This is a genomic window from Streptomyces sp. NPDC005774, from assembly GCF_042871645.1.
GTDB lineage: Bacteria > Actinomycetota > Actinomycetes > Streptomycetales > Streptomycetaceae > Streptomyces > Streptomyces pratens.
Genome location: NZ_JBIAIV010000032.1, coordinates 1 through 24,503 on the forward strand (window position 1 = coordinate 1; position 24,503 = coordinate 24,503).

General features: G+C 71.0%; 20 protein-coding genes and 2 pseudogenes. 4 read left to right on the top strand and 18 right to left on the bottom strand.

All coding sequences use genetic code 11. From position 1 onward, the window contains the following. Positions 1-206: RNA ligase family protein (locus tag ACFYQA_RS25455; protein ID WP_388922341.1), on the bottom strand; the 206-nt coding region annotated here is incomplete at its 3' end. A 69-nt stretch (positions 207-275) separates the two neighbouring features. On the opposite strand from ACFYQA_RS25455, the gene ACFYQA_RS25460 reads away from it, so the two are divergent. Both ACFYQA_RS25460 and ACFYQA_RS25465 read left to right on the top strand, forming a co-directional pair. After that, entirely contained in the window at positions 276-623 is a 348-nt protein-coding gene (locus ACFYQA_RS25460) for a hypothetical protein (RefSeq protein WP_388922121.1), read from the top strand. Next, a complete protein-coding gene (locus ACFYQA_RS25465; RefSeq protein ID WP_388922124.1) occupies positions 620-775 on the top strand; it encodes a hypothetical protein in 156 nt (51 codons plus the stop codon). Before ACFYQA_RS25460 ends, ACFYQA_RS25465 begins: the two co-directional genes overlap by 4 nt. Here ACFYQA_RS25465 and ACFYQA_RS25470 read toward each other — a convergent pair. From ACFYQA_RS25470 to ACFYQA_RS25505, 8 genes and pseudogenes are all read right to left on the bottom strand, one after another. Then, positions 772-1,197: pseudogene (locus ACFYQA_RS25470) on the bottom strand (IS200/IS605 family accessory protein TnpB-related protein); the annotation flags it as partial. The gene ACFYQA_RS25465 and the pseudogene ACFYQA_RS25470 overlap by 4 nt on opposite strands. Beyond that, positions 1,109-2,224: a carbon-nitrogen hydrolase family protein gene (locus tag ACFYQA_RS25475; protein ID WP_388922126.1), complete on the bottom strand. Its 1,116-nt coding sequence runs from the start codon at positions 2,222-2,224 to the stop codon at positions 1,109-1,111. The gene ACFYQA_RS25475 and the pseudogene ACFYQA_RS25470, both read right to left, overlap by 89 nt. Before the next feature lie 245 nt (positions 2,225-2,469). Further along, on the bottom strand, positions 2,470-4,560 hold the full coding sequence (locus tag ACFYQA_RS25480) for a SpoIIE family protein phosphatase (RefSeq protein ID WP_388922344.1): 2,091 nt from the start codon (positions 4,558-4,560) through the stop codon (positions 2,470-2,472). Positions 4,561-5,153: 593 nt separating this feature from the next. Then, on the bottom strand, positions 5,154-5,810 hold the full coding sequence (locus ACFYQA_RS25485) for a potassium channel family protein (protein WP_388922129.1): 657 nt from the start codon (positions 5,808-5,810) through the stop codon (positions 5,154-5,156). Then, positions 5,807-6,466, bottom strand: a complete 660-nt coding sequence (locus ACFYQA_RS25490) for a potassium channel family protein (RefSeq protein ID WP_388922132.1) — start codon at positions 6,464-6,466, stop codon at positions 5,807-5,809. The genes ACFYQA_RS25485 and ACFYQA_RS25490 overlap by 4 nt, the downstream gene beginning before the upstream one ends. Then, positions 6,463-9,240, bottom strand: coding sequence for a cation-translocating P-type ATPase (locus ACFYQA_RS25495; protein WP_388922135.1), 2,778 nt, complete (start codon positions 9,238-9,240; stop codon positions 6,463-6,465). Before ACFYQA_RS25495 ends, ACFYQA_RS25490 begins: the two co-directional genes overlap by 4 nt. Beyond that, positions 9,237-11,918: a formate dehydrogenase subunit alpha gene (gene fdhF, locus ACFYQA_RS25500; protein ID WP_388922138.1), complete on the bottom strand. Its 2,682-nt coding sequence runs from the start codon at positions 11,916-11,918 to the stop codon at positions 9,237-9,239. The genes ACFYQA_RS25495 and fdhF overlap by 4 nt, the downstream gene beginning before the upstream one ends. Beyond that, positions 11,915-13,600 (bottom strand): NAD(P)H-dependent oxidoreductase subunit E, encoded by a 1,686-nt coding sequence (locus ACFYQA_RS25505; protein ID WP_388922141.1) that lies wholly within the window; start codon positions 13,598-13,600, stop codon positions 11,915-11,917. The genes fdhF and ACFYQA_RS25505 overlap by 4 nt, the downstream gene beginning before the upstream one ends. A 434-nt stretch (positions 13,601-14,034) precedes the next feature. Here ACFYQA_RS25505 and ppdK point away from each other — a divergent pair, with 434 nt between their 5' ends. Continuing rightward, positions 14,035-16,719: a pyruvate, phosphate dikinase gene (gene ppdK / locus ACFYQA_RS25510; RefSeq protein WP_388922144.1), complete on the top strand. Its 2,685-nt coding sequence runs from the start codon at positions 14,035-14,037 to the stop codon at positions 16,717-16,719. A gap of 164 nt (positions 16,720-16,883) precedes the next feature. Here ppdK and ACFYQA_RS25515 read toward each other — a convergent pair whose 3' ends face one another. Then, a complete protein-coding gene (locus ACFYQA_RS25515) occupies positions 16,884-17,018 on the bottom strand; it encodes a hypothetical protein (protein ID WP_388922146.1) in 135 nt (44 codons plus the stop codon). 177 nt (positions 17,019-17,195) lie between these two features. Between ACFYQA_RS25515 and ACFYQA_RS25520 the strand changes: the two are divergent. After that, positions 17,196-17,319: pseudogene (locus tag ACFYQA_RS25520) on the top strand (IS5/IS1182 family transposase); the annotation flags it as partial. Positions 17,320-17,408: 89 nt separating this feature from the next. Here the strand turns inward: ACFYQA_RS25520 and ACFYQA_RS25525 are convergent. From ACFYQA_RS25525 to ACFYQA_RS25560, 8 genes are all read right to left on the bottom strand, one after another. Further along, positions 17,409-17,828 (bottom strand): CBS domain-containing protein, encoded by a 420-nt coding sequence (locus ACFYQA_RS25525; protein ID WP_388922149.1) that lies wholly within the window; start codon positions 17,826-17,828, stop codon positions 17,409-17,411. Between the two features lie 135 nt (positions 17,829-17,963). Then, positions 17,964-18,338: a cation transporting ATPase C-terminal domain-containing protein gene (locus ACFYQA_RS25530; protein WP_388922152.1), complete on the bottom strand. Its 375-nt coding sequence runs from the start codon at positions 18,336-18,338 to the stop codon at positions 17,964-17,966. Then, on the bottom strand, positions 18,335-18,634 hold the full coding sequence (locus ACFYQA_RS25535; protein WP_388922155.1) for a cation-transporting P-type ATPase: 300 nt from the start codon (positions 18,632-18,634) through the stop codon (positions 18,335-18,337). Before ACFYQA_RS25535 ends, ACFYQA_RS25530 begins: the two co-directional genes overlap by 4 nt. A gap of 175 nt (positions 18,635-18,809) precedes the next feature. Next, a complete protein-coding gene (locus ACFYQA_RS25540) occupies positions 18,810-19,688 on the bottom strand; it encodes a potassium channel family protein (protein ID WP_388922158.1) in 879 nt (292 codons plus the stop codon). A gap of 146 nt (positions 19,689-19,834) precedes the next feature. Continuing rightward, positions 19,835-20,827 (bottom strand): Acg family FMN-binding oxidoreductase, encoded by a 993-nt coding sequence (locus ACFYQA_RS25545; RefSeq protein ID WP_388922161.1) that lies wholly within the window; start codon positions 20,825-20,827, stop codon positions 19,835-19,837. Between the two features lie 57 nt (positions 20,828-20,884). Further along, on the bottom strand, positions 20,885-21,793 hold the full coding sequence (locus ACFYQA_RS25550; protein ID WP_388922164.1) for a DUF1918 domain-containing protein: 909 nt from the start codon (positions 21,791-21,793) through the stop codon (positions 20,885-20,887). A 430-nt stretch (positions 21,794-22,223) separates the two neighbouring features. Then, a complete protein-coding gene (locus ACFYQA_RS25555; RefSeq protein WP_388441348.1) occupies positions 22,224-22,511 on the bottom strand; it encodes a DUF1876 domain-containing protein in 288 nt (95 codons plus the stop codon). A gap of 1,026 nt (positions 22,512-23,537) precedes the next feature. Then, entirely contained in the window at positions 23,538-24,359 is an 822-nt protein-coding gene (locus tag ACFYQA_RS25560; RefSeq protein ID WP_388922167.1) for a universal stress protein, read from the bottom strand. Between the last annotated feature and the right edge of the window lie 144 nt (positions 24,360-24,503).

Below are 24,503 nucleotides of genomic sequence, written 5' to 3' on the forward strand. Positions count from 1 at the left end.
GCATAGAGGGTGGTGTTCTCCCCGTCGAGTTTCTCGGTGACCACGACCTCGCGGCCGCGCAGCCCGGACAGATCACCGGCTCGTATGTCGTCCGAGGCGGCCCCCGGCGACCACGGGAGATGAGGCGTACGGGGGTAGTGCACACGCATGATCCGCTTTTCGTGACGATGTCGGGTCCGGTCACTGTAGGAGCTCGAGGAGAACAGATCCACCGAATAACCGCCGACCGTTAGGACACCCCCGTGTGGGCGGGTGACGTGCCGTCGGCTCTGCGTTTGCCGCACTTCGGTCGCTCGTATGAGGGCGCCGCGGATGTCGGCTGGACCGATCCGCTCGTGCTGGGCAGCTTCGTCGCATCCTCGCTGCGGGGTACTCGCACGCTCCTGGTCGGCTGCGGCGCCTCGGCGCTGTACATGGCGAGCGTGGCGGGAGCCGAGTTCTACCTGGTCACACTCTTGCTCCAGGAAGGGCGTAGGTTCGAGCCGCTGGCCGCGGGCATCGCCTTCCTGCCGCTGGCGGTGTGCATCACGCTCGGCAACATGATCGCCGGCCGTCTGCTCAACCCCCTCGGCGTACAGCGCACGTTGCCGCTGGCCTTCGCCATCGGAGCGGCCGCCTCGTGATGCTCGCCGTTTCGGTGTACAACCACTCGTATCTCGGGGGCATGCTTCCCGGCCTCATGGTGAGCGGTATCGGCCATGGCATGATCTGCACCTCCATGTTCGACGGCGGGACGCGCGACGTCGACCACCACAACCAGAACGATCGTTCCTAGTCAGTGAGCAGGAGTGAGTCCTGGACCCCTTCTTGCTCGCTGCGGACATCCCGAACGGTTGTGGGTGTCCTGGTCGCCCGCGTTCGCTCCGTGTCCGGCGGCACGGATCGTGTCCGTGGTCGGGGAAGACGGGGGCGGGATTCCTCACGCCCGGGGGTATCCGGTCCGGCCTGGACGGTCCGATGCCCGTGCACATCACTCCGGTGTGCACGGGGCAGTGCCGTCCGACGCCGGATGGGATGCCCCCGGGCGTGCCTGCCGATCGCGATGCTCGCCGCATCGATGGGGGCACCCCCTGCTTGAGCGCAGTCGAGAGCTCGGGGGAGGGTGGTCCTACGGGTGGTGCCGGTCAAGGGCTTCTGCCAGTGCTGGGCGCCCCACCGGGAGGTGCAGGCCGGGTCCACGGCGACGATTCGGCTGCCCAGCAGCGGCAGCAGGGGGAGGACCAGCAGGCAGTCCAGGTGTGCCGGCGAGGCTGGCCCCAGGTCCCGTCGGCCGGCCTTCCACTGGGCGGCGTACTCCTCGAACCGCATCGCCCCGTACTTCGCGATTTGCTCCGCCTTCGCCTGACCGCGCGGCGCCGCCCTTCTTCGCGTTGTAGACCTCCGTGAAACGTGCGATGGCCTTGTCCTGGGTCGCGAACCCGGACTCCTTCACCTGCTTCCCGGCCGCAGACCGATACCGGACCTTGTACGGGTGAGGGCACTTCGACCACCGCGACCGCGGATGCCCACACTCCTTGAAGGACGCCCCCATCCCACGAGCCAAAGCAGTGGCACTCACGGTTGCTGACTCCTCCGGGACCGATGCTGACGGTTTGCTAACCGTCGGGGTCGCGTAAGCCTGAGCGAGGACGGCGCGGGCGGCGTCGTCGACCATCACGGAGATCAGCACGCAGTCGACGTCCATGTGCTCGTACTGGGCGAACAGTTCAGGGAAGTTGGCTTCGATGCACAAAGCGGTGCCGAACCGGATGCCGTCGACCGTGAAGACGAGCGGGGCGGTGCCGGGGGTGTACAGGTACGAAAGTTCCGTGTGTGACAGGTAGCGCTTGTCGTAGCGGGCGACGAGTGCGCCCTCGTCGGAGATGACATAGAGGCTGTTGTGCGGCCGATGAAGGGGCGTGAGGGGGTGGATCGAACCGAGGACCACCCACAGGCCCAGTTCCCCGGCCAGGTCGGCGACGGCTTGCGCCTGGGCGCGCATGACGTCCCAGTCGATGCGGTTCCAGTCCGCAGCCGCGAGGGTGCCGGGAGCGCCTGAGGCCATCACGTGCTTGCTGGGGTAGGTGAGAGCGCCCTCCGGGAACTGCACCATCCTGGCGCCGGCGGCGCTGGCCTCGCGCAACAGCTGCCGGATCTCTTCACCGCTCGCCCGCAGGTTTTCGGAGTCGGTCGGATCCTCCGGCACGGTGCTCTGCGCGACTGCCAGCCGCAGTGTCCTACGCATCGCACCGCACCTGAGCCGAAGCTCAGGGGTCGTCACCGACGAAGCTGGATGAGCCGGCGGACAGGGCCGGTCGAGGCAGCCTGGTTGTTACCGATGAGGCATTCGACTTGTCACAAGTGCTCATTCGGCAGCCTTTCTGTCTCTGTCACCAGTACCGAAGAGCGGGATTCCCTGGATGAGGAGGGTGATTCCATGGGTCATGGAATCACGCGTGGGTGCCTGCGGCGGCCGGAAACAGCGGCGTGTCAGGGCCGGGAGGCTTGGCTGTGGGGGGTGGGCCGGGCCCGGGCGATGAGCAGGGCGACGTCGTCGTGGCCGTCGGGGTGGCGCAGGGCGTGCAGGAGCCGGTCGCAGGTCTCCTCCAGGGGACGTTCCGAGTCGTCGAGCAGGCCGAGGAGGGTGTTCAGGCGCTGGTCGATGGCCTGGTCGCGGGTCTCGACCAGGCCGTCGGTGTAAAGGATCAGCTGGTCGCCGGGGACCAGGTCGAAGGTGGCGGTCCGGAACGGGATGCCGCCGACCCCGAGGGGTGCGCCGGCGGGCAGGTCGAGCAGTTGGGGGGCGTGTCCGGGGCTGACCAGGGCGGGGGGCAGGTGGCCGGCGAGACAGATGCGGCACTGTGCGCGGTGCGGGTCGTAGACGGCGTAGGCGCAGGTGGCGATGATCTCCTCCAGGCGGGTGGTGGTGTGGTCGAGGCGTTTGAGGACCTCTGCGGGGGCGAGGTCGAGGTCGGCGAAGGCGCGGGTGGCGGTGCGCAGCTGGCCCATGGTGGCGGCGGCGTTGATGCCGCTGCCCATGACGTCGCCGACCACGAGGGCGGTCTTGTCGCCGGCCAGGGGGATGGCGTCGAACCAGTCGCCGCCGACCTCGACGGCGGCTGCGGCGGGCTGGTACCGGCTGGCGATCTCCAGGCCCACCGGGTGCGGCGGGTGCTGGGGGAGCAGGTGGCGCTGGAGGGCGAGGGCCGCGTGCCGCTGGCTGCGGTACCAGCGGGCGTTGTCGATGGACAGGGCGGCGCGGGCGGCCAGCTCGCCGGCCAGGACTTCGTCGTCGTGGGTGAACGGCTCGGGGTTGCGGGTGCGCTTGAGGCCAAGGGCCCCGAGGATCTCGCCGCGGGCGGTCAGCGGCACGGCCAGGTAGGAGTGGAGCCCGGCGCGGGCCAAAAGCTCGACCGCCCGGGGGCAGCGGGCGATGCGCGGCAGGTCGCGGCCCTCCACGCGGGGCACCCGGACCGGGCGGCGGAGGTTCACGCACTGGGCGGCCAGGCGGTCGGTGTCGTAGACGGCGAGTTCACCGGGCGGGTCGGCGGCGCGGGCGGCCTCGGAGGGGCCAACCGCGGCCACGGCGAGGGCGCGGAACAGCGCGGGCCCTTCATGGGTCTCCGCCTCGTGGCCCTGCAGGACGCTGTCGAGCACGTCCACCGTGGCCACGTCGGCGAGGTCGGGCACGCACACCTCAGCCAGCTCGCGGGCGGTCCGCTCGAGGTCGAGTGTGGTGCCGATGCGCAGGGAGGCGTCGGCGATGAGCGTAAGCCGCTGCCGGGCCCGGGCCGCCTCGCTTTCCGCCCGGCGCTGCTCGGTGACGTCCACGACCGAGGTGGCCACCCCCAGCACCCGTCCGCCGGGGTCCTCCAGCCGGTAGCGGGAGACCGACCAGGCATGCTCGTGGCCGGGGTCGGCCGCGGTGCGGCCGACGACGGGCCGGTCCAGCAGCGGCACTCCGGTCTCCAGCACCTGGCGGGTCGTGTAATCGACGTCAATGTCCAGATGCGGCAGGACCTCGTAAGGGCGCCGGCCGATGTGGTCGGCGGCAGGCACACCGTTGATCCGCTCCAACTCCGGATTGACGGTCACAAACCGCAGGTCGGTGTCCAAAACGGCCAGCCCGATCGGAGCCTGCTCGATCAGGCGCACCGACAGCGCCAGCCCCCGCTCCACCTCCCGCAGGATGGCCTGGTCGGTGGCGATACCCAGGGCATAGAAGTTCCCCCGGCCGTCCTCCAGCCGCATATTGCGGAACTCCACCATCTGTGTGTGGCCGTCCTTGCACCGGGTGGGGAAACCGCCGGCCCAGCTCTCGCCGCTCGCCATGACCCGGTCGAACAGCTCGACCGCCTGCTCCCAGTGCTCCTCCTCAAGCAGCAGCCGGGCCGCGTACTGGCCCAGCGCCTCCTGGGCGGTGTAGCCGAACAGGTCCTTGGCCTGCGGGCTCCACAGCACGATCCGCCCGTCCGCGTCGAGGACGACGGCCGCGACACCCAGCACGTCCAGCAGCCCGCCCGGAGCGGAGGAGACGTCCCCCACCTGCTCTGCTCGACCGTGAACAGCCCCGAAAACCATCTCCGTGCTCATTCCGGACACCCCTTTCGCCAGCCGCCACGCCGCACGCCCCGGGCCCGCCTGTGCCGGCCCTCCGCAGCCCCGGAGGTCTCCCGGACCGGCCGGTCATGCATCCTCAGAAGTCCGGGTACCCCTGTACCCCATCCGGCACCGCGTCTCCCCGCCTTCATCGTGCGCCTGCTCCTGGCGATTAAATGGCTGATCGAGAGCGCACCCAAGCCGTAGACCTTGCGGCCGAGAGCCACTACTGAGTGGGCGTTTGATGTTAATTCGTGATGGGTATTTTAACCCGTTTTGCCATACTCATCGCCAACGCGCACAGCCTGAAACGCCTGGAAGCTTCGTGCTATCGGGAATCTTTCACCTCATTGCTAAACCAGACGGAATCCAGCTCCGATAAGCTGATCAAGCGGGCGCGCAGGCCAACACCCGGAGAGCCGTGAAGGCGCGCGTAAGGTGCGAATTAGCCCGAAGGTTGTTGGTTGCAGGAGCGGCTTACCGCCACAATCCATCCCTGAACGCCCACTTAGGCACGACTGAAACAGGAACGTCCTCCCTCCCCGTGGGCTCGCCGGCTGTCTGACGACGTCGGTCTACTGAAAGGCCGCGTGGATCTCCTGCTCGGTGGCGGCGTGGGACACGACGAGAAGTTCGTCGCCGGGCTGCAGCCGCATCTCGGGAGTGGGGACCGTGGGCCGGCCATCCCGGACGACGGTCGCGACGATGGTGCCCGCCGGGAGGGCGATCTCGGCGAGTGTGTGGCCCGCGGCGCGGGACCGCGGGGTGATGGCGGTTTCGATGACGTCGACGCCCGCCTTGCTCAGGCGCAGCAGAGCGACGGTGTCGGTGGCGCCGGTCGCCTCCTCGATGAGGGAGATCAGGGGTGTGGCAGCGGGGACCGCGGTGTCCACTCCCCAGTTCTGGTCGAAGAGCCAGGTGTTCTCCGCGTCGTTGACACGGGCCGCGACCCGTGGCACGGCGAACTGCCGCTTGGCGAGGAGACTGATGACGAGGTTGTCCTCGTCGTTGCCGGTGGTGGCGATGACGAGGTCGGCGGTGAGGACCCCGGCATGCTCGAGGAAGGCGGGTTCGCAGGCGTCCCCCGCCATGAGGCGTACGGGCAGCCGGCCTTCGAGGTCGGCTACGCGGTCGTCGTCGATGTCGACGAGGGTGACGTCGTTGCGGGCGGCGGCGAGGACCTGCGCGATCTGCGTGCCCAGGCGTCCGGCGCCGGCGATGAGGGCCTTCACGTCCCCAGCTCCTTGTCCAGGAAGCCGCGCAGCCGGCCGAGCGAGGTGGCGGCGACGGCGAAGGTGACCAGGTCTCCGGGCTCGGCCGGGGTGTTGTGCGCGGGGACGAGCGAGCGGCCCGCCCGGGTCACCTCGATGACGCGGATCTCGCCGTCGACGTCGAGCTCGGTCAGGCGCCGCCCGGTGAGGTAGCCGGGCAGCTGCGAACGGATCAGCAGTGTCTCGCCGTTGCCGAAGGTGAGTTCGGGGGTGAGGTGGCGGTGCAGCAGCATCTGGTGGAATTCGTGCACCGTCCAGCGGACGCTGGCGATGGTGGGGATGCCGAGTTCGCGGCAGATGTCGGCGCTGCGGGGGGCGTAGATACGGGCGAGGACGATCGGCACCCGGTAGGTCTCCTTGGCCGTCCGCGCGCTGACGATGTTGCTGTTGTCGCCCGAGGTGACGGCGACGAACGCGTCCGCGTGCTCGATCCCGGCGGCCTCGATGACCGTACGGCTGTATCCGTTGCCTTCGTGGAACCGGCCCGGGAAACCCGCGGGCAGCAGCCTGCGGGTCCCGGCCACGCGGTCCACGATCCGTACGTCATGCCCTTCGGTGGCGAGTTGGGCGGCGAGCAGGGACCCGGCCCGTCCGCAGCCGGCGATGATCACTCTCATCGCGTCCCTCCTTTCGGGTCCGTGGGCCGACGGCGCCGCAGCCACGCCTTCCTGAGCTCCTCCGCGACCAGGAGCAGTACGCCGAGCCCGGCGAGGACGGCCCAGTCATCGAGGTCCAGCGGGGCGGTGTTGAACAGGGCCTGGAGCGGGGGCAGATAGCTGATGCCCGCCATGACGGCGATGCCGAAGCATCCGGCGGCGAGCAGCCAGGGGTTGGACAAGGGACCGATGCGGAAGAGGCTCTGCCGGTCGGTGCGCACCGCGAGGGCGTTGAAGAACTGGCTGACCACGATTCCGGCCTGGACCATCGTGATCCCTTCCCGGTAGGCGGTGTCGTCCTCGGTGAACTCGGAGTACAAAATCCCTGAGGCGTGGATGTGCCAGAAGAAGACGGCGGTCACACCGAGAGCCTGAATGCCGCCCAGGAACAGGATGCGGCCCATGACGGCCCTGGAGAACAGTTGTTCCTTGCGTGACCGTGGTGGACGGTCCATGACGTCGGGTTCAGGCGGCTCGGCGCCCAGCGCCAGTGCCGGCAGGACATCGGAGCCGAGGTCGATGGCAAGGATCTGCACGGCGCTGATGGGCACCAGCGGAAAGCCTACGAAGGTCGCCGCGAGAATCGGGACGAGTTCGGCGATGTTGTGGCTGAAGAGGTAGACGAGGAACTTGCGGATGTTCTGGTAGACCGACCGGCCGAGCCGCACCGCCGCGGCGATGGAGGCGAACGAGTCGTCCAGCAGCACCATGACGGCGGCTTCCCGGGCGACATCGGTGCCGGAGGCGCCCATTGCCACGCCGATGTCGGCGTGCTTGAGGGCCGGGGCGTCGTTGGCGCCGTCGCCGGTGACCGCGACGACCTCACCGCGCCGGTGCAGGCCGCCCACGACCCGCATCTTGTCCTCGGGGCTGACCCGGCACAGCAGCAGCTCCCCCGGCCGGTCGAGCAGCGCGTCCAGGCCGTCGTCGTCCAGTGCCTCGAAGCCGACTCCGGTGACCACGGTGGGCGCGGGCCCGGTGACGATGCCGACCCTGCGGGCGACGGCCTCGGCGGTCAGCGGGTGGTCCCCGGTGACCATCACGATCCGGATGCGGGCCCGCCGGCAGGCGGCGACCGCGTCGCTGACCTCGGGCCGCGGCGGGTCCAGCATCCCGACGAGCCCCAGCAGCGTCAGCTCCGACTCGGCTGTCTCCTGGCCCGGTCGGGGGCCGGGCACCGGCCGCCGGGCCACTGCCAGCACGCGCAGCCCCTGGGAGGCCAGCGCGTCGTTCGCGGCGATGACCTCGGCCCGCAGCGCGTCGGTCAACGGGCGGCGCTCCCCCGCCCCGTCGGCGACGGTGCAACGGTCGAGGAGTTCCTGCGGTGCGCCCTTGGCGTACACGTGGTAACCACCGCCGTCGGTGACCTTGTGCACGGTGCTCATGAGCTTGCGGCCCGAGTCGAAGGGATACTCCGCGACGCGCGGTGCCGCGGCCTCCTCGGCGGCCAGGTAGAGCCCGGCCTTCGCCGTGGCGACGAGCAGCGCCCCCTCGGTGGTGTCGCCCAGCACCCGCCAACCCGCCCCGTCCGACGGCGGAACCAGGCGGGCGTTGCAGCACAGGGCCGCCGCCCGCAGCAGTCCGCGCACCGGTTCCGGGTCGGCGACCTCGCCGTCGGGCGCGTACCCCACGCCGGTCACGGTGTGCTCCGCCCCGCCCGCCCACACCCGTACGACGGTCATCTCGGCCCGGGTGAGGGTCCCCGTCTTGTCCGTGCACACCACCGTGGTGGACCCCAGCGCCTCCACCGCCAGCAGCTGCTTGACCAGGGCGTGCCGCCGGGCCATGCGCCGTACGCCGATCGCCAGGGACACCGACATGGTCGCGGGCAGGCCCTCGGGGACGAGCGCGACCATGACGCCGAGGGCGAAGACGAAGGTCTCGACGAACGGCTGCCCGGTCGGAAGGCGTACCAGGAACAACAGCGCACCGATCGCCAGGGCCGTCCCCGCGACCCTGCGGGCCATCAGGGCGACCTGGCGCTGCAGCGGGGTCCGCTGCCGGGGTGCCGCGGCCGTCAGCCGGAAGATCTTGCCGAACTCGGTGGCCGTGCCCGTGGCGAACACCACGGCCTTCGCGGAACCGGCCACCACGTCGGTGCCCATGAACACACAGTTGCGGGCCTGAAGGACCGGGCCGGCGGCCACGGGGTGGGCCGTGCGGCCGGCTGCATCGCTCTCCCCCGTCAGCGCCGCGTTGTTCACGGAGACCTCGTGCACCTCCACCAGACGGCAGTCCGCGGGCACCGCGTCCCCGGCCTCCAGGACGACCACGTCTCCGGGCACCAGCTCCTGCGAGGACACCTCCCGTCTCTCCCCTTCGCGCAGCACCCGGCAGGTGTGTCTGACCATCGCCTGCAGTGACTCGGCCGTCCGCTCGGCGGAGTACTCCTGGGCGAAGCCGATGGCGGCGTTCAGCACCACCACGCACAGGATCGCCACGGCGAGTTGCAGCGTGCCGGCCTCCCGTGGGTCCTGCAGTCCGTAGGCCAGGAAGGTGATCGCGGACGCGACGAGCAGGACGAGGGCGAACAGGTCGGTGAACTGGCCGGCCAGTTGCCGCCACACCCGGCTGCGGCCCGCGGACGGTAGTTCGTTGGGGCCCAGGCGGGCTTGCAGCGCCGTCGCGTCCGCCGGCGTCAGTCCGCGCGGCGAGGTGTCCAGCGTCGCGAAGACCTCCCCGGTCGGCAGAGTCTGGACGGTGGGAGCGGAGAGCCCGGCTTCCTGCTCCGTCATGAGGCGACCACGCGGACCGCCGTGACCTTGTACTCGGGGCAGGACGTGACGGTGTCGGCGTGGTGGGAGGTGAGGCGGTTGACCCCGCTCGCCGGGAAGTGGAAGGAGCAGAACGCCTGGCCGGGCGCGGTCTGCTCGCCGACGCGAGCGATGAGCCGGGCCCTGCCGTGCCGGCTTTCCACCGTGACCGGCTCACCGTCGCGCACGGCGTACCGGAGGGCGTCGCCGGGGTGGAGGTCGAGGAAGTCGACCGGGTCGAGGGCGAGGTTCGCGCCGCGTCGGGTCATGCTGCCGGAGTTGTAGTGCGCCCAGCGCCGTCCGGTGACGAGGATGAGCGGGTAGTCGTCGTCGGGGTGTTCACCCGGCGGGAGATAGGGCGCCGCGGCCAGGTGGGCACGGCCGTCGGCGGTCGCGAACCGATCCTGGTAGAGCTTCGCCTCGCCTGGCTGGGCAGGGTCCCGGCAGGGCCACGGCACGGCGCCCTCTCGGTCCAGCCGGTCGTGGGACAGACCCGCGAAGACGGGGGCGACCCGACTGCACTCGGCCAGGGCCGCGGTCGGGGTCGGGCAGTTCAGGTCGGCACCCATGGCCGACGCCACGGCGTGGACGACGTCGAAGTCGCTGCGTGCTTCTCCCGGCGGGGGCACGGCGGGGCGGACCCGCTGGAACCGGCGGTCGAAGTTGACGAAGGTGCCGTCCTTCTCCAGCCAGGACGCGACGGGCAGCACCACGTCGGCGCGGCGGGCGGTCTCGGACAAAAACAGTTCGCTGCACACCACGAGCGGGCACGCCTGAAGGGCCTCGGCCACTTTGTTCGCGTCGGGATCGGTGGCGCAGACGTCCTCCCCGATGACCCACAGTGCCCGAAGTTTTCCCCCTCGCGCGGCGGCGAACATGTCGGGAATCCGCAGGCCGGGCCGCTCGGGAACCGGTACGCCCCACACCGCTTCGGCCCGGGCCCGCGCCGCCGGGTCGGTCACCTTCCCGTAGCCGGGCAGGAGGTCGGGCAGCGCGCCCATGTCGGAGGCGCCCTGGACGTTGTTCTGGCCGCGCAACGGATTGACCCCGTGCCCGCGGTCGGTGCCCACGGCACCGCGCAGGATCGCCAGGTTGGCCAGCGACCGCACCCCGTCCGTGCCGTGCAGGTGCTCGGTCACCCCCAGGCCGTAGACGATCGCGGGACGCCGGGCCCCGCCGTAGAGCCGAGCGGCGGCGATCAGGTCGGCGGCGGGCACACCGGTGATGTCCGCGACCCGGTCCGGCGGGTAGTCGGCCAGCAGCTCGGTGAGCTCCGGCAGTCCGGTGGCCCGCTCCCGCAGGAACTCCTCGTCGGTCAGTCCTTCGGCGAGCAGGACGTGGGCGAGACCGTGGAAGAGCGCCACGTTGGTGCCGGGCCGGGGCCGCAGATGCACATCGGCGTGCGCGGCGAGACCCACGGCGCGCGGGTCGGCGACGACCAGCGCGGCCCCGCGCAGCACGCGGCGCAGCAGCCGTGCCCCGACCACCGGGTGGGCCTCGACGGGGTTGGCCCCCACCACGAGCAGGCAGTCGGACCGCTCGACGTCGTCGAAGCCGTCGGTGCCGCCGGACAGGCCGAAGGAGGCGGTCAGGCCGGCGGCGGACGGGGAGTGGCACAGGCGGGAGCAGTTGTCGACGTTGTTCGTGCCGATGACGACCCGCATGAACTTCTGGACGAGGTAGTTCTCCTCGTTGGTGGCGCGGGCCGAGGAGATCGCCGCCACGGCGTCCGGGCCACCGGCCGCGACGGCCGCGCGCAGCCCCCGGGCGACACGACCGAGCGCCTCGTCCCAGCCGGCGGGCTCCAGTCGGCCGTCACGTCGCAGCAGGGGCCGGGTGAGCCGTTCGGAGGAGGTGAGGTAGCCGTGGGCGAAGCGGCCCTTGACGCAGGCGTGGCCCTGGTTGACCGGGCCGTCGCGGGCGGGCAGTACGGCCGTGACCTCGCCGTCTGCGGTGACGACGTCCAGGGCGCAGCCGACACCGCAGTAGCCGCACGTCGTACGGGTGGCCGGTGGCCGGTGGGCGGAGGTGAGTCCGCGCGCCGGGCCGGGTTCGGTGAGCGCGCCGGTGGGGCAGGTGTCGACGCAGCCGCCGCAGGCCACGCAGTCCGACTCCGCCCAGGGCCCGCCGGTGCCGGGCGCGACCACGGTGCCGGCGCCCCGGCCGACCAGGGTCAGGGCGAAGGTGCCCTGCACCTCGGCGCACATGCGGACGCACCGGCCGCAGGCGATGCACAGGTCCCGGTCCAGATGGACGTAGGGGTGGGAGTCGTCCCCGCCCCGGCCTCCGGCACCCTGTGCCGTGTCGGGGCCGATGCCCGAGGACCGGCAGACTTCGGCCAGTTCACTGGGGTTTCCGTCGGCGAGTGCGCGGGGCGGCAGGGCCGAGGCGATGACCTCCACCGCCTCCCGGCGCAGTTGCCGGAGATCGTCGGTGGCGGTCTCGACCCGAACACCGGGGGCGGCCGGGGTCACACAGGCCGCCACGGTCTGCCCGGCGGCGTGTACGAGGCAGGTACGGCAGGAGCCGGCCGGGCCGAGCCGGTCGTCGGAGCACAGCGCGGGCAGATCGCTCCCGGCCGCCCGCACCGCCGCAAGCAGGGATGCTCCCTCGGCCACGGCGACGCTCTTGCCGTCGACCTGGATCTCGATTCCGGTCATGGCTCCCATCCCGCCAGTCGGTCGCCGTAGACGCGAGCGAGGCTGCGCACGGCGGGTGGGATACGCCGCCCGAACGCGCACAGGCTCGCCTCGGTCAGCACATGCGCGAGCCGTCCCCACTCGCCACCGGGCGGAGTGCCGGCCAAAGCCAGCTCCAGGCCACGGCTCGAGCCCACGCGGCAGGGGGAGCAGGCGCCGCAGCTCTCCGCCGCCGCGAACTCCCACACATGCCGCAGCATGTCCTCCGGTGCCACACGCTGGTCGAAGGCGACCATTCCGGCATGGCCCAGTGCGGCGCCGCGGGCAGCAATGTCGGCGGTGGTGAGCGGCACGTCCAGCGCGTCGGCGGCGAGGAAACCGCCCAAGGGGCCGCCCACCTGGACAGCGGTCAGCTCGCTGCCGCCCTTCATGCCACCGCCCAGCTCGGTGACAATGCGCAGCAGTGAGGTGCCCAGCTCGACCTCGTACGCTCCCGGCCGGGCGAACCGCTCCGACAGACAGACCAGTTTCGTCCCCGTCTCGTCCGGCGTCCCGCGCCGGGCGTACGCGTCGCCGCCCCGGGTCACGATCCACGGAACGGCTGCTAGGGTCTCCACGTTGTTCACCACGGTCGGCGCATCCCACAGTCCGCGCCCGGTCGGGTACGGCGGGCGCGGCCGGGCGCAGCCCCGGTCCCCTTCCAGGCGTGCGATCAGCGCGGTCTCCTCCCCGGCGACGTACGATCCGGCGCCCTCCACCACCTCGACGTCCAGGGCCGTGTCCGTGCCGTGCGCGGAGGGGCCGAAGTGTCCGTCGGCGTAGGCACGCTCCACTGCTTTACGTATGTGTGCCAGTGCCTGGGGATACTCCGAGCGCACCAGCACCACGCCCCGGCGGGCGCCGCAGGCGAAGCAGGCCAGCGCCAGGACCTCCAACATCCGCTCCGGATCGGTCTCCATCAGCAGCCGGTCGGCGTACGACCCCGGGTCCCCCTCGTCCCCGTTGGCCACCACCACGGTGCCGGGCACCCGGCCGGCAGCCTCCCACTTCGCCGCCACCCGGAAGCCCGCTCCCCCACGTCCCCGCAGCCCGGAGGCAGCCACCTCCCCGTGAACCCGGTCAGCACTGCCGGCCGTCACGATCCCCGGCCACACCTGCCACGCCGGCTCACCGGCGACCGCCCCTGCCAGCAGCACGGGGTCGCCGGTGTCGTCGGCCACCGGCATCCGCGGAGCCGACGGTGGCTCGCGCCCTGCCAACTGGGTGGCGAGCGCAGGGCCCGTGCAGGGCGTGTCGCCGTCGAGTGCGGCGGGGCCGGCGTAGCAGTACCCAAGACAGCGGACAGCCTGCAGCGACGTCTCTCCGCCCGGCGAGACGGTGCCCACCGTGACGCCCAGTTCCTGTTCTATCTGGGTGACATGGCGTCCCGCCTGCGCCGCGAAGCAGGCCGTCGCCGAGCAGACCCGGACGTGACGGCTCCCGTGCGGGGCGACGAGGTCCGCGTAGTAGGCGGCCGGCCCGAGGGCGGCGGCGGCAGGCAGGCCGAGGCCGGCGGCGACCGCCGGAGCCCAGGTGGCGGGGCCGTCCCCCGTGCCCGCCCTGGTGCGGGCCAGGCTTTCCACCAGCCGCTCACCGGCTCTCCCGCGCCGCTCGGAGAGGGCGCGGAAGGCGTCGAAACGGCCAGCAGGGTGAATGGAAGGCATATCTTCATGGTGGCGGCAGTCACATTGCCCCACAATTTCAGACTTTGGAAGCGCATGGTCGAACCGACCAGCGGCAACACCCGCATCGGCCTGGTCCTGGTGTCCGCAGCCAAGGGTTGCCCGGTCACCTTCCCCAGGTCCGCGAGCGGGAGCACCGAGTGCCGTGCAGCAGCGCATTGTACGGGAGGTGCGGCCGACGGAACGATCTATGTTCCGACCCGCTCCGAACGGGCACTTGTGTCATGGGTTTGGCCATGGGTGCCCACCGGGACCTGCACGAGGTGCTCGCGCTGCACGCCGCCGGACGTACCAGGTCATCATGCGGACCTTTGTAGCCGCCAACGAGTTCATCGCCGAAGTCCTGAACGGTCGGTTCAAGGCACGCATCGTCTTCGGGATGTGAACCGACCGCAGCCGGAAGGAAGAGCACCGCCATGGTCCGTCACGTGTACGCGTTCACCGAGGGCGGCCGGGACATGGCCGACCTGCTCGGCGGCAAAGGCGCCAACCTGGCCGAGATGACCCGCCTGGGCCTACCGGTGCCGCCCGGCTTCACCATCACCACCGAGGCATGCCGCACGTTCCTCGACACCGGCAGCGAGCCGGCCGGCCTCGCCCGCGAGATCTCCGACCATCTGGCCCTGCTGGAGCAGGCCGCCGGGCGGCGGCTGGGACAGCCGAACGACCCGCTGCTGCTGTCGGTCCGTTCCGGGGCCCGCTTCTCCATGCCCGGCATGATGGAGACGATCCTCGACATCGGCCTCAGCGAAGACTCTGTGCCGGGCCTCGCGAAGTCCTCCGGGAACGAACGTTTCGCCTGGGACTCCTACCGCCGCCTCGTGCAGATGTTCGGCAGCACCGTCATGGGTGTCGACAGCGCCCTGTTCGAGAGCACCATGGCCCGGCTCAAGCAGGCCCGCGGCGCGGTCGACGACCTGGGGCTGGACGCGGCCGATCTGGCCGGGCTCGTCGAGGCGTACAAGGAGCTGATCCACCGGGAGACGGGCGAGTCCCTTCCGCAGTCCCCGGCCGAGCAGTTGCAGCGGGCGGTCCTGGCCGTCTTCCGGTCGTGGAACGTCGAACGGGCCCGCGTGTACCGCCGTCGTGAGCACATCCCCGAGGGCCTCGGCACCGCGGTCAACGTGCAGACCATGGTCTTCGGCAACCTCGGCCCCGACTCCGGCAGCGGCGTCGCCTTCACCCGCGACCCGGCCACCGGACGCTCCGGCCTGTACGGCGACTACCTGCCCAACGCGCAGGGAGAGGACGTCGTTGCGGGCATCCGCAACACCGTGCCGCTGGACGAACTCGGCCGGCTGAACCCTGACGCGTTCACCCGGTTGCGCGACCACATGGCCACGCTGGAGGCCCACTACCGCGACCTGTGCGACATCGAGTTCACCATCGAGCGCGGCACCCTGTGGATGCTGCAGACCCGGGTCGGCAAACGCACCGCCGAAGCCGCGTTCACCCTTGCCGCCGACCTGACCGACGAGGGAGTCATCACCTCCGACGAGGGCCTGGCACGGGTCGGCGGGGACGAGCTGACCCGGTTGATGTTCCCCCGGTTCGACACCTCCGCCGTCGGTGAGGCGCTCGCGCACGGCATCCCGGCCTCGCCCGGAGCCGCCGTGGGTGCCGCGGTGTTCGACTCCGCCGAGGCGGTGCGGCGGGCCGACGCCGGGGAACGGGTCGTCCTCGTACGCGAGGAGACCACTCCGGACGACCTGCCCGGCATGGTGGCCGCCCAGGCCGTGCTCACCGGCCGCGGCGGCAAGACCAGCCATGCGGCCGTGGTCGCCCGCGGCATGGGCAAGGTGTGCGTGTGCGGTGCCGAAGAGATTACCGTCGACCAGCAGGGACGCCGCTTCACCGTGGGCGACACCACCGTCGAAGAGGGCACGGTCATCTCTGTGGACGGCTCCGAAGGTGCCGTCTATCCCGGCGCTGCCCCGCTGATCGACTCAGCCGTGATGCGGTACTTCGAGACCGGCGAGCGCTCGGCCGGTCTGGTGGACGCCGTGGCCCGTGCCATGGGGCACGCCGAGGGTGCACGCCGACTGGGGGTCCGGGCGAACGCGGACACTCCCGAGGACGCCGCCCGTGCTCGCCGGTTCGGGGCCGAGGGCATCGGCCTGTGCCGTACAGAACACATGTTCCTCGGCGACCGCCGGCAGTTGGTCGAGACCATGATCCTGGCCCGCACCGACACCGAACGGGAAGGCGCCCTGGGCGCGTTGCTGCCGCTGCAGCGGCAGGATTTCACCGGCATCCTGGAAGCGATGGACGGCCTCTCGGTCACCATCCGCCTCCTCGACCCGCCGCTGCACGAGTTCCTGCCCGACCGTACCGAACTCGCTGTGCGCATCGCCGCCGCCGAGGCACACGGCAACCCGCCCAGCACGCATGACGCCGAACTGCTCGAAGCCGTCAACCGCATGCACGAGGAGAACCCGATGCTGGGCCTGCGGGGTGTACGCCTGGGTCTGGTGGCGCCGGGGCTGGTCGCCATGCAGGTACGGGCGATCGCCGAGGCGGTCGTGGAACGCAAGCGGGCGGGCGGAGATCCGCGGGCGGAGATCATGGTGCCTCTGATCGATGCGGTCGAGGAACTGCGGCTCGTGCGCGAGGAGGTGGAGCAGGTCCTGGCCGAGGTCTCCAAGGAGTCCGGCGTCCCTGTCACATGCCCGGTCGGTACCATGATCGAGTTGCCCCGGGCCGCGCTCACCGCGGGCCGCATCGCCGAGGAGGCGCAGTTCTTCTCCTTCGGTACCAACGACCTCACCCAGACCACCTGGGGCTTCTCCCGCGACGACGTCGAAGCGGCGTTCTTCTCCGCCTACCTGGACAAAGGCATCTTCAAGGTGTCGCCGTTCGAGACGATCGACCGCGACGGCGTGGGGCGCCTGGTGGAGATCGCCGTCGCCGAGGGCCGCGCCGCACGGCCCGGCCTGAAGATCGGCGTCTGCGGTGAACACGGTGGCGACCCGGAGTCGGTGCACTTCTTCCACGCCGCCGGTCTCGACTATGTCTCCTGCTCCCCGTTCCGCGTTCCGGTCGCCCGCCTGGAGGCAGGGCGGGCCGCGCTCCCCGGGACCGAGGTCAGCGACAGCAGGTGACCGGCAGCCGTCCGGCCCGGACATCCGGGCTTACGGATCATCGTCAATGCGCCTTCCTCACAAGGCTCGATGGCGGCGTCCACAACGGCTTGCTGCCGTCACTGACGCCGGGCTGCGGTTCGTCGGGCAGCACGTCCGTGCCCAACGACGTCTCCGTCGGCCGACTACGCATGCACGCCCAGCGTGGCGATCGCCGACCCGCTGCCGGCCACCAAGATGCCCCGGCGTCGGCGGCCGACGACGGCTTCGACGCCCTGACCCACGTCGTCGAGGCGTAGCAGGGGGGCGTGAACTGCCATGATGCTCATCTCTTCCAGATGGTGACGCAGGGCGTGGACGACTCTCCTTGCCTCTTCGACGTCTCGCGTCACCGACATCCGCCATAGGGGCCGCAAGGTCTGGACAGCGGGCCGAACGCCCCCTGAGCGAAGCCCTGTTGGTAGACCGTGAGCCGTCAGCTCCTGCCAGGCTCGCCCGGTCGGGATGCGTGGGACGTGCTCGGAGCCGACTCGACGCCCTGCCAGACCCATCAGCATGCGGCGGGCGCCCGCAAGCCCTCCCGAGGGTTCCGAGAAAAGGACGACACCCCGGCGCCACCGGTGATGGCCGTCACTCGCTCGTTGAGACGTCCCCTCACGACCTCCTGAACCCATGGTCCCTACGAAGAATCGCCAGGGACGACAGGCCGGTCAGGATGTCGCGCAGACCGCCTCGACGAAGCGGCCCACCTGGTCCTCGGGCAGATGACGTGCGAGGTCCGCCTCGCTGATCATGCCGACGAGGCGATGGTTGTCGGTCACCGGCAGCCGGCGGATCCTGTGCTCCTCCATGGTGTGCAGGACCTGGCCGGCATCGGCCTTGGCGTCGATCGTGACCGGCTTGCCCTGCTCCAGCTGGCCGGCGCGCATGGTCCGGGGGTCCTTGCCCCTGGCGAGACACTTCACCACGATGTCGCGGTCCGTGATGATCCCGTGGAGCCGGTCGTCCGGTCCGCAGATCGGCAGGGCTCCGACGTCCAGTTCCTTCATCCTGCGTGCCGCGTCCTGAAGCGTTTCGTTCTCCTGTACGCAGGTGGCACCGGCGTGCATGATCTCCTGGGCAGTCGTCATGGTCGTAATCCTTCCGGCGTCGATGCCGGAGCGGGAGGAACTCGTGGAGTCTGACCCGCCCCGGCCGGTCTCGTCCCTCATGACCAGTGTCGGCTGCTCTCCGCCCTTGCGCATGCCCAGGGAAAGGCGGTCGCGTCACCGCGTGGCGGTGTGTCCGATGACGTCTCGGGTCGCCGATGGGCCCCCGCGCGGCGAGCGTTCCGGTCTCAACCCCGTCTGGAGCCGCATGACGACATGGCCGAGGCCGGACAACGCACAGGCGATCACCAGGTCGGTGGGAGACAGAGGCTCCGTACCCAGCAGGTCCTGGAGGGGTGGCAGGTAGGCGCCGGCTGCCTGCAGGCTCAGTGCCGTCGCCACTGCTATCAGCAGGAACGGGTTGGCCAGGCTGCCGGGGCGCGCCCGGGACCCGAGTGCCACGCCGAGCTGGGTCGCCCCGAGCACCAGGAAAGTCATGGACTGCCAGGGGCGTCCGGTCTCCCGGGCCCAGACGCCGGCCGCGGGAGTCACGGTGGCGATATTCCCAGGAAGGGGCCGAGGAGCATGACCAGGATCTCCGCCGTGCCACCGGCGAGTGCGTAGAGCAGGGACCGGCGTACGTTCGCGTAGACCCGCCGTCCCTCCTCGACAGCGGACACGATCGTGGCCGGGTTGTCGTCGGCCAGCACCAGATCGGCCGCCTGGCGTGCCACCTCGGTGCCGCGCCGCCACACCGGGATCCGCGGTTCTGAGGGGATCTCGTTGGGCCCGTGGCGCGCCAGACGCCGCGCCGCCTCGTCCGACGACAGACCTCTAGCGGGAGTCACATCCGAGCGTCGGCCTGCTTCGGCAGCGGGTTTCCGGCTGCCGCCGCGGCGGTTCACTGCCGTCTCTGAAGTGTACCCGGACGGCTCTGCGTGCTGGGTGCCATAGCCGCTCCCGTCCTGTGACCGGCCGCCCCGAAGGACGGAACCCCCCTCTCAGAGTGCCACCCTTGCTCGTTCACGGCTGGGCGCCGTCGCGGCCGTGGTCGGCGGCGTAGGCGGCGAACACGGCCGTCGGCGGGCCGCCCGTGTGGAGGAAACGCTGGTCGAGGATGTCGGCGAGGTCCTTCAGCGCGCCGGCGAGCAGGACGCCGGCCAGTCGTACCTCCGGCCGTCGGGCCGCCTGCCCGCGCTGGGCGAGCACGGCGGCGTAACCGACCATGGCCGCCAGCGACGAGTGGTCCTCCCCGTCATGGAAGTAGTACGCCTCGGCGTACTGGGTGAAATCGATGCGGACACGTGCGACTTCGCCGGCCAGGCTGTCCAGCAGCAGCGCCCCCGCGGTGCAGTCGAGCTGCCGCGTCGGCGGACCCGCTTCGCGCAGCAGAGCCAGACGGAGGGCCAGAACCCTCCTGCGGGTCAGCGCCGGATAGATCTCCAGCACCCAGGAGACGGTGGCCGTCAGGAGGACGAAACCGACGAGGGCTTCGAGCGGTGAGGCCAGACGGAGCCAGTCCTCGCCGGGTGCGATGTCACCCAGCCCCAGGGTGGCCACCGTGACCAGCGACAAGTACACGGAGTCGAGCAGAGCCGGCTCCTGCGCCGCCTGGGAACCGGGGGAGAAGGTGAACGCCCCGGGCATGTGGGGCCAGTAGACGATCGCCCAGCCGAGGACGACGGTGACGGTCCACATGCCCACCACCGTGACCATGGCGAGCGGCCCGACGAGCCCGACCACGCGCCCGGGCGCACGGAAATGCCGGGCCAGTCGCCAGAGCGCCGTCATCACGAGGCGGCTCAGCCCTCCGTGGCGTGTGGGGTGCCAGAGCGTGTGGAACAGGTCCCGCAGGGTGACCATGACGAGCCCGGCTCCGACCAGCGAGACCAACCACTTCATCCGCGTCTCCCCACGGTCCTGTCGAATGCACGGAAACCCACCACGGGAGCCCAGGGCAGGTGAGGGTGCGCCGGACACGCCGGTCGGGTGCCACCGGCCGGTGACCGGCACAGGAGGCGTGAACGCGGGCCGTGAACAGCCCAGGGTCAGGGTTCGATGCCGAGTACCTCCGCCACAGGGCGGCGCGGCGTGCCGGGACCGTTCGGGCCGTATCCCAGGCGCAGCAGGACCTGCGTATAGCCCGTCCCGGTCATCGGGTCGCGCAACGGCCAGCGCAGGTCCGTCCATTCGAGAGGCTGGGTCGCGAAGGAGCTGGAGAGACCCTCACGGGTGGCCAGCAGAAGGACACGTTGCATGGCCTGGCCTGCGCGGAGCCAATTCTCCGGGCGGTCGTGGTCCGTGCTGATGAGGGCCAACTGCGGGGTCTGTTCGAAGTCCGCGGCGTCGCGCCCGGCCACCTGTCGGGGGCCCGCGAAGTCACGTATGGGTGCCTTCCCCCCGCGCTTGCGCGGCCCGAAGGCGTAGTACGGGACTCCGTCGTCGGCGGTGCTCACCGACGGGGCGTCGATACGCGTCCACCGGGCCAGGTCCTGGTCGCTGCCGCGGTCGGTGATGTTGCGTGCCTCGGCTTCCTGGACCGCTTCCAGTACCTCCCGCAGATGCCATGAGGTGGGGAACATCAGTGCCGCTCCCTCGACGCGAGCGGCCGCGCCGAGAGCCTCCCGCACGGCTCCGGGGATCTGCCGTTCCTCGAACGGGTGGCGGCTGCTGTGGCGTTGGTGGATCGCCGGATACAGCGCGGCGAGGCCGCTCTCGTCGTGCGTAGGGCCGGCCAACCGTACTCTTGCCAGGAGTGCCTGGTCAGCGGGGTCGGGCAGGAGCCGGGTTTCCGGGTGCCGGCCCTCGTGGACGAGGGCGGCCCTCAGATTCAACAGGGCGGCACCGCAGCCAAGATGAATGCCGCGGGTGTCGGGGTCGGAGTGTGGCATGGCGCGCTCGAAGTCGGCCCGCACCTCGAAAGTGCGGCTGCGCCGGTGATAAAGGAAGCGCCAGGGCTGCGCGTTGTGCATCGACGGGGCGGCCACCGCGTCGTGCACCAGGGCGGCCACCCACTCGTCGGACGGTACTGGTCGGCTCACCGGAACCTCCTTCGAGAGTCGTAGGGACGGGACCGCTCCGCGGTGGCCCGCGTCCGGTCATCCATCGGCCGGGGTGATGCGGCGGCCCGTGAGCTGTGCGGGCCGGATCGACACCCACATCTCGCGTTCACCGCCCGGCCATGGCGTGGTGTGGGCGTGTCCGGTGAGTCTGCGCACGGCGTCAGGCTCCGTCACGACGCTCGCGGGGCCGACGGCGAGGACGCTCCAGCCCTGACTCAGGGCCTCGTCCATGTGATCGACCTCGAAGGCGACCTCCGTTCCGGCAGCCGCTGCGGGCGTGGAGTTCGGCGCGGTCCGGAAGACGATCGCGTCATCCACGACGTCGTAGTTGACCGGAACGACCGCCGGACGGCCGTCGGACGCCGACACCGCGACGCGCCCCACCCCATGCGTCGAGAGCAAGATGCGGCATTCCTCCGGGCCGATGTCCCGCAGCTGAGGACGCAGCAGCGCCTGTCCTTGGCCGGGTGGCAGATCCACTCCTCCGCCGCGCAGCGTGGTGACGGTGGTGCCCAGCGTGTCGGCCAGCCTGATGAGGGTTGCCACACTCGGGTCGGCAGGCCGTTCCTCCAGGTACTCCAGGTAGCCGGGGGACATTCGGGCGCGGCGGGCCGTCTCCTCGCGGCTGAGCCGCTGCCTCCGGCGTTCGACGGCCACACGCCGGCCGATGTCACCGGGGAGGGGTGTCCCGGGCACCGCGGTCTCCTCCTCGGCCGGATCGGGGCTGGAAGGGGAGCGGGCGGTCCCGGGGTGCCCGTGTTCGAGATGCCGGATGTGCGCGTCGGGCCCGGGGAACACGAGCGTTGTCCCGCCCGTGTCCGACCAGCGCACGTCGTAGGGCGGAGTCCCGTCCTCGTGATGGAGTCCGATGATCTCGCCGTCGCGCCTGGGGCTGTCGGCCGTCGTGCTTTCGATGACGAGCTGATCGCCGAGATGAGCTCTCATGACGCCGCCCTCTTCTCGAAGTGGTGCTGTATCCAACGTGCCACGCGCGACGGGCGGCCGCACGGGGCGAGCAGACCTGGAGGCCGGCCACCGCGCCCCGCACGCCCGTCGGTCGACCCGGCCGGTGATCTCGATACGCTGAGCCTCGCCCTCCTCGGTCTTGGGGACCTTCACCGTGAGGACCCCGTCGGTCGGACAGGTAGGCGTCGTCGGTGTCCTCGACGTCGGCCAGGGGCACTCATGGATCGGTCGCACCGAACCCGGGGGAAGCTGCCACCGGGAAAGGTGGCGCGTATGAGCTGGTCCACCCCGGCGCGCGGGTCCTCCAGCTCCCGCAGAGCTGCCGGAAGCCCACCTCTGCCGTGTCGTGCGGGGTGTGTCACGGGTGATCCCTCCTCGATCTGCCGTGGCGTCGCTGTGTCGCCGTCGGTCACGTGGGCCACCCGACGACCTGCCGGCTGTGCGGCCGCGGTGTGCCCATGCCCTCGATGTCGTGCTCGGCGGTCTTCAGCAGCTGCCGGGCCAGGTTGTTCAGGGCCCGGCCCGCGGCCAGCTCGTCACCGATCTCCGGCACGTTCGCGTCCGCCGGATGGCAGTGCGCGGTCCCGTGACCGGTGAGCTCTGTGGTGCCGGTGTCCAGGATCAGATGGGCCTTCGTCGTGCCCTCGTCGTCCTCGAACAGATGAAGACGAACCGTCCATTCCGATGTGTGCGGCATCGCTCTCCTCCTCACCTCGCTGCGGGCCGATGCGATCCGGCCGGGCTTCGTTCTGAGACCTGGGGCCGTGCGGAGGTGGCCGACAGCTGTTCCTCGATGTGGCGCCGGACGTGGGCGGTGAGCACACCGAGCGACTCGGAGCCGTCGCGCGGGGTGCGATCGGCCACCGGATCCGGCGGGCGGCTGAGGACGGCCTGCCCGGGCCCGCGGCGATTCCCCCGGCACTCGTCGAGCGTGGGCCTCCGGCCGGTGCGCCGCCCGTGTCGCATCACCGTCTCCATCAGCGCAACGCCGTCGTCGGGGGAGGGGCTTCTCGCCGACGAAACCGATCACGTCGGTGCGGCCGGGACGGCGGAAGACCTGCTTGCCCAGGCCGCGCAGGACCTCGCGGTCACGTCGAACGCCGCCATACCGCCCCACCAGCCAGCCACTGGCCGTCGCGTGGAACGTGTTCGCCGGCGCAGTGGTGACCGTTCCGTCCCGGTCCACCCGTACACGCACGGCAGCGCCTTCGGACGTTACCGGCTTCACGAGTGCCGCGCCCGTCCGCATGATGCCGTTGGCGTCGGTCCAGCGGGCCTGCGCCGGTCGCTTCGCCCAGTCGTCACCCTTGACGGTCGATGTCAGTCGGGCGGTGATCCGATGCCGTTCCGCCGCCTGGGCTCGCACGGTGCGCATCGACGCCTTGTACGCCGCGGGTCCCGCGCTGACTATGGCCGCCGGCAGCCCGCGGACGAGAACGACCGTCAGGACGCGGCGGAACCAGCATTCGAACATGTCGGACGTAGCTCCCGGGGAGTTCGCGCCCTTGGGGGCGTGATCTCCGCGCCTCGACGGCGGACCGGATGTGCGGGGCGAACCTTGTGCGCTCATGAGTCGGCCTCCAGCAACTCGTCGGCCGTCCCCCACCACCTGTTCCCACCGTCGAACGGCGTTGGGCTCGGGGCATGGGGCCGAAAGTCCCTGCGGGCCGGTTTCCGGCCCGATTCCACCGGTTGCCGTCATGGTCCCTCTCCGCCGCCGTGGTCATATCTGCGGAACGACCGCGACAGGACACGGCGCGTGATGCAGTAACGCGTGATTGATCAGGCCCAGTTGCAGGCCCGGGTGCCCCTGCCGTCTGCGTGTGCCGACGACCAGCAGGTCCGCCGCCGACGCCGCGTCCAGCAGTGCTCGGCGGGCCGGGCCCTCGATCACCTTGGGGTCCACCCGGGTGTGGCGATACGGATCCGCCGAGCTGCGCAGGGCGTCGTCGAGCACCTGGGACGGTGGGCGCCGATGGGCCTCCAGGGCGTACCACGATGAAGCCGGCCGTGGGGTGAGAGTCCTGGACGACGGGTTCCAGGCGTGCACCGCCGTCAGCCGGCAGTTCCGCACGTGGGCCTCGCGGAACGCGAACTGCAAGGCCGTGCCGCTGTCCTCCCCCTCCTCGACACCGACGACGATGTTCCCGAACCGGCCGTCCCGGTGCTCCGTGGCACCGCGCACCACGACGACCGGGCAGTCCGCTCGTGCCGCCACGGCCAGACTGACCGTGCCCAGGAGCATTTCGGCGAGCTCTCCGCGCCCTCTGGACCCGAGCACCAGCGCGAAGGCGTTACGCCCCTTGCCGACCAGGACGGAGGCGGCGTCCTCGTGCAGTGCCTCGCTCGACAGCCGGACCGTGGGAGCTCTTTGCCTGGCGCGCTCAGTGGCGGCACCGATCACGTCGGACGCCTCGTGGTCACCGGCCGCCGCATGCAAGAGGTGGAGCGGCACGCCGTGCCGGACCGCCTCGTCGGTGGCCCAGTCCACCGCCTCCAGACTCGCTTCGGATCCGTCGATGCCGACCACCAGGGGAATCGTCATCGCCCCTGCCTCCTCTCGTGGCGGGTGCCACGTGCCCGGCCTCCTTTACGGCTCCACATGCGCCGGAGGGCTCCTCGAGGGAGAGGAGCACCGCACTCGGCATGTCGGCGACGTCCGGAGCATGCACGCCATCGGAGTCGTTAA

What these genes read in the sequence shown, in the direction of transcription:
- ppdK (WP_388922144.1), top strand. Translation starts at nt 14,035, where the DNA reads ATGGTCCGTCACGTGTACGCGTTCACCGAGGGCGGCCGGGACATGGCC.
- ACFYQA_RS25515 (WP_388922146.1), bottom strand. Translation starts at nt 17,018, where the DNA reads ATGGCAGTTCACGCCCCCCTGCTACGCCTCGACGACGTGGGTCAGGGC.
- ACFYQA_RS25555 (WP_388441348.1), bottom strand. Translation starts at nt 22,511, where the DNA reads ATGCCGCACACATCGGAATGGACGGTTCGTCTTCATCTGTTCGAGGAC.
- ACFYQA_RS25475 (WP_388922126.1), bottom strand. Translation starts at nt 2,224, where the DNA reads ATGCGTAGGACACTGCGGCTGGCAGTCGCGCAGAGCACCGTGCCGGAG.
- ACFYQA_RS25480 (WP_388922344.1), bottom strand. Translation starts at nt 4,560, where the DNA reads ATGGTTTTCGGGGCTGTTCACGGTCGAGCAGAGCAGGTGGGGGACGTC.
- ACFYQA_RS25540 (WP_388922158.1), bottom strand. Translation starts at nt 19,688, where the DNA reads ATGAAGTGGTTGGTCTCGCTGGTCGGAGCCGGGCTCGTCATGGTCACC.
- ACFYQA_RS25495 (WP_388922135.1), bottom strand. Translation starts at nt 9,240, where the DNA reads ATGACGGAGCAGGAAGCCGGGCTCTCCGCTCCCACCGTCCAGACTCTG.
- ACFYQA_RS25525 (WP_388922149.1), bottom strand. Translation starts at nt 17,828, where the DNA reads ATGACGACTGCCCAGGAGATCATGCACGCCGGTGCCACCTGCGTACAG.
- fdhF (WP_388922138.1), bottom strand. Translation starts at nt 11,918, where the DNA reads ATGACCGGAATCGAGATCCAGGTCGACGGCAAGAGCGTCGCCGTGGCC.
- ACFYQA_RS25505 (WP_388922141.1), bottom strand. Translation starts at nt 13,600, where the DNA reads ATGCCTTCCATTCACCCTGCTGGCCGTTTCGACGCCTTCCGCGCCCTC.
- ACFYQA_RS25560 (WP_388922167.1), bottom strand. Translation starts at nt 24,359, where the DNA reads ATGACGATTCCCCTGGTGGTCGGCATCGACGGATCCGAAGCGAGTCTG.
- ACFYQA_RS25490 (WP_388922132.1), bottom strand. Translation starts at nt 6,466, where the DNA reads ATGAGAGTGATCATCGCCGGCTGCGGACGGGCCGGGTCCCTGCTCGCC.
- ACFYQA_RS25550 (WP_388922164.1), bottom strand. Translation starts at nt 21,793, where the DNA reads ATGAGAGCTCATCTCGGCGATCAGCTCGTCATCGAAAGCACGACGGCC.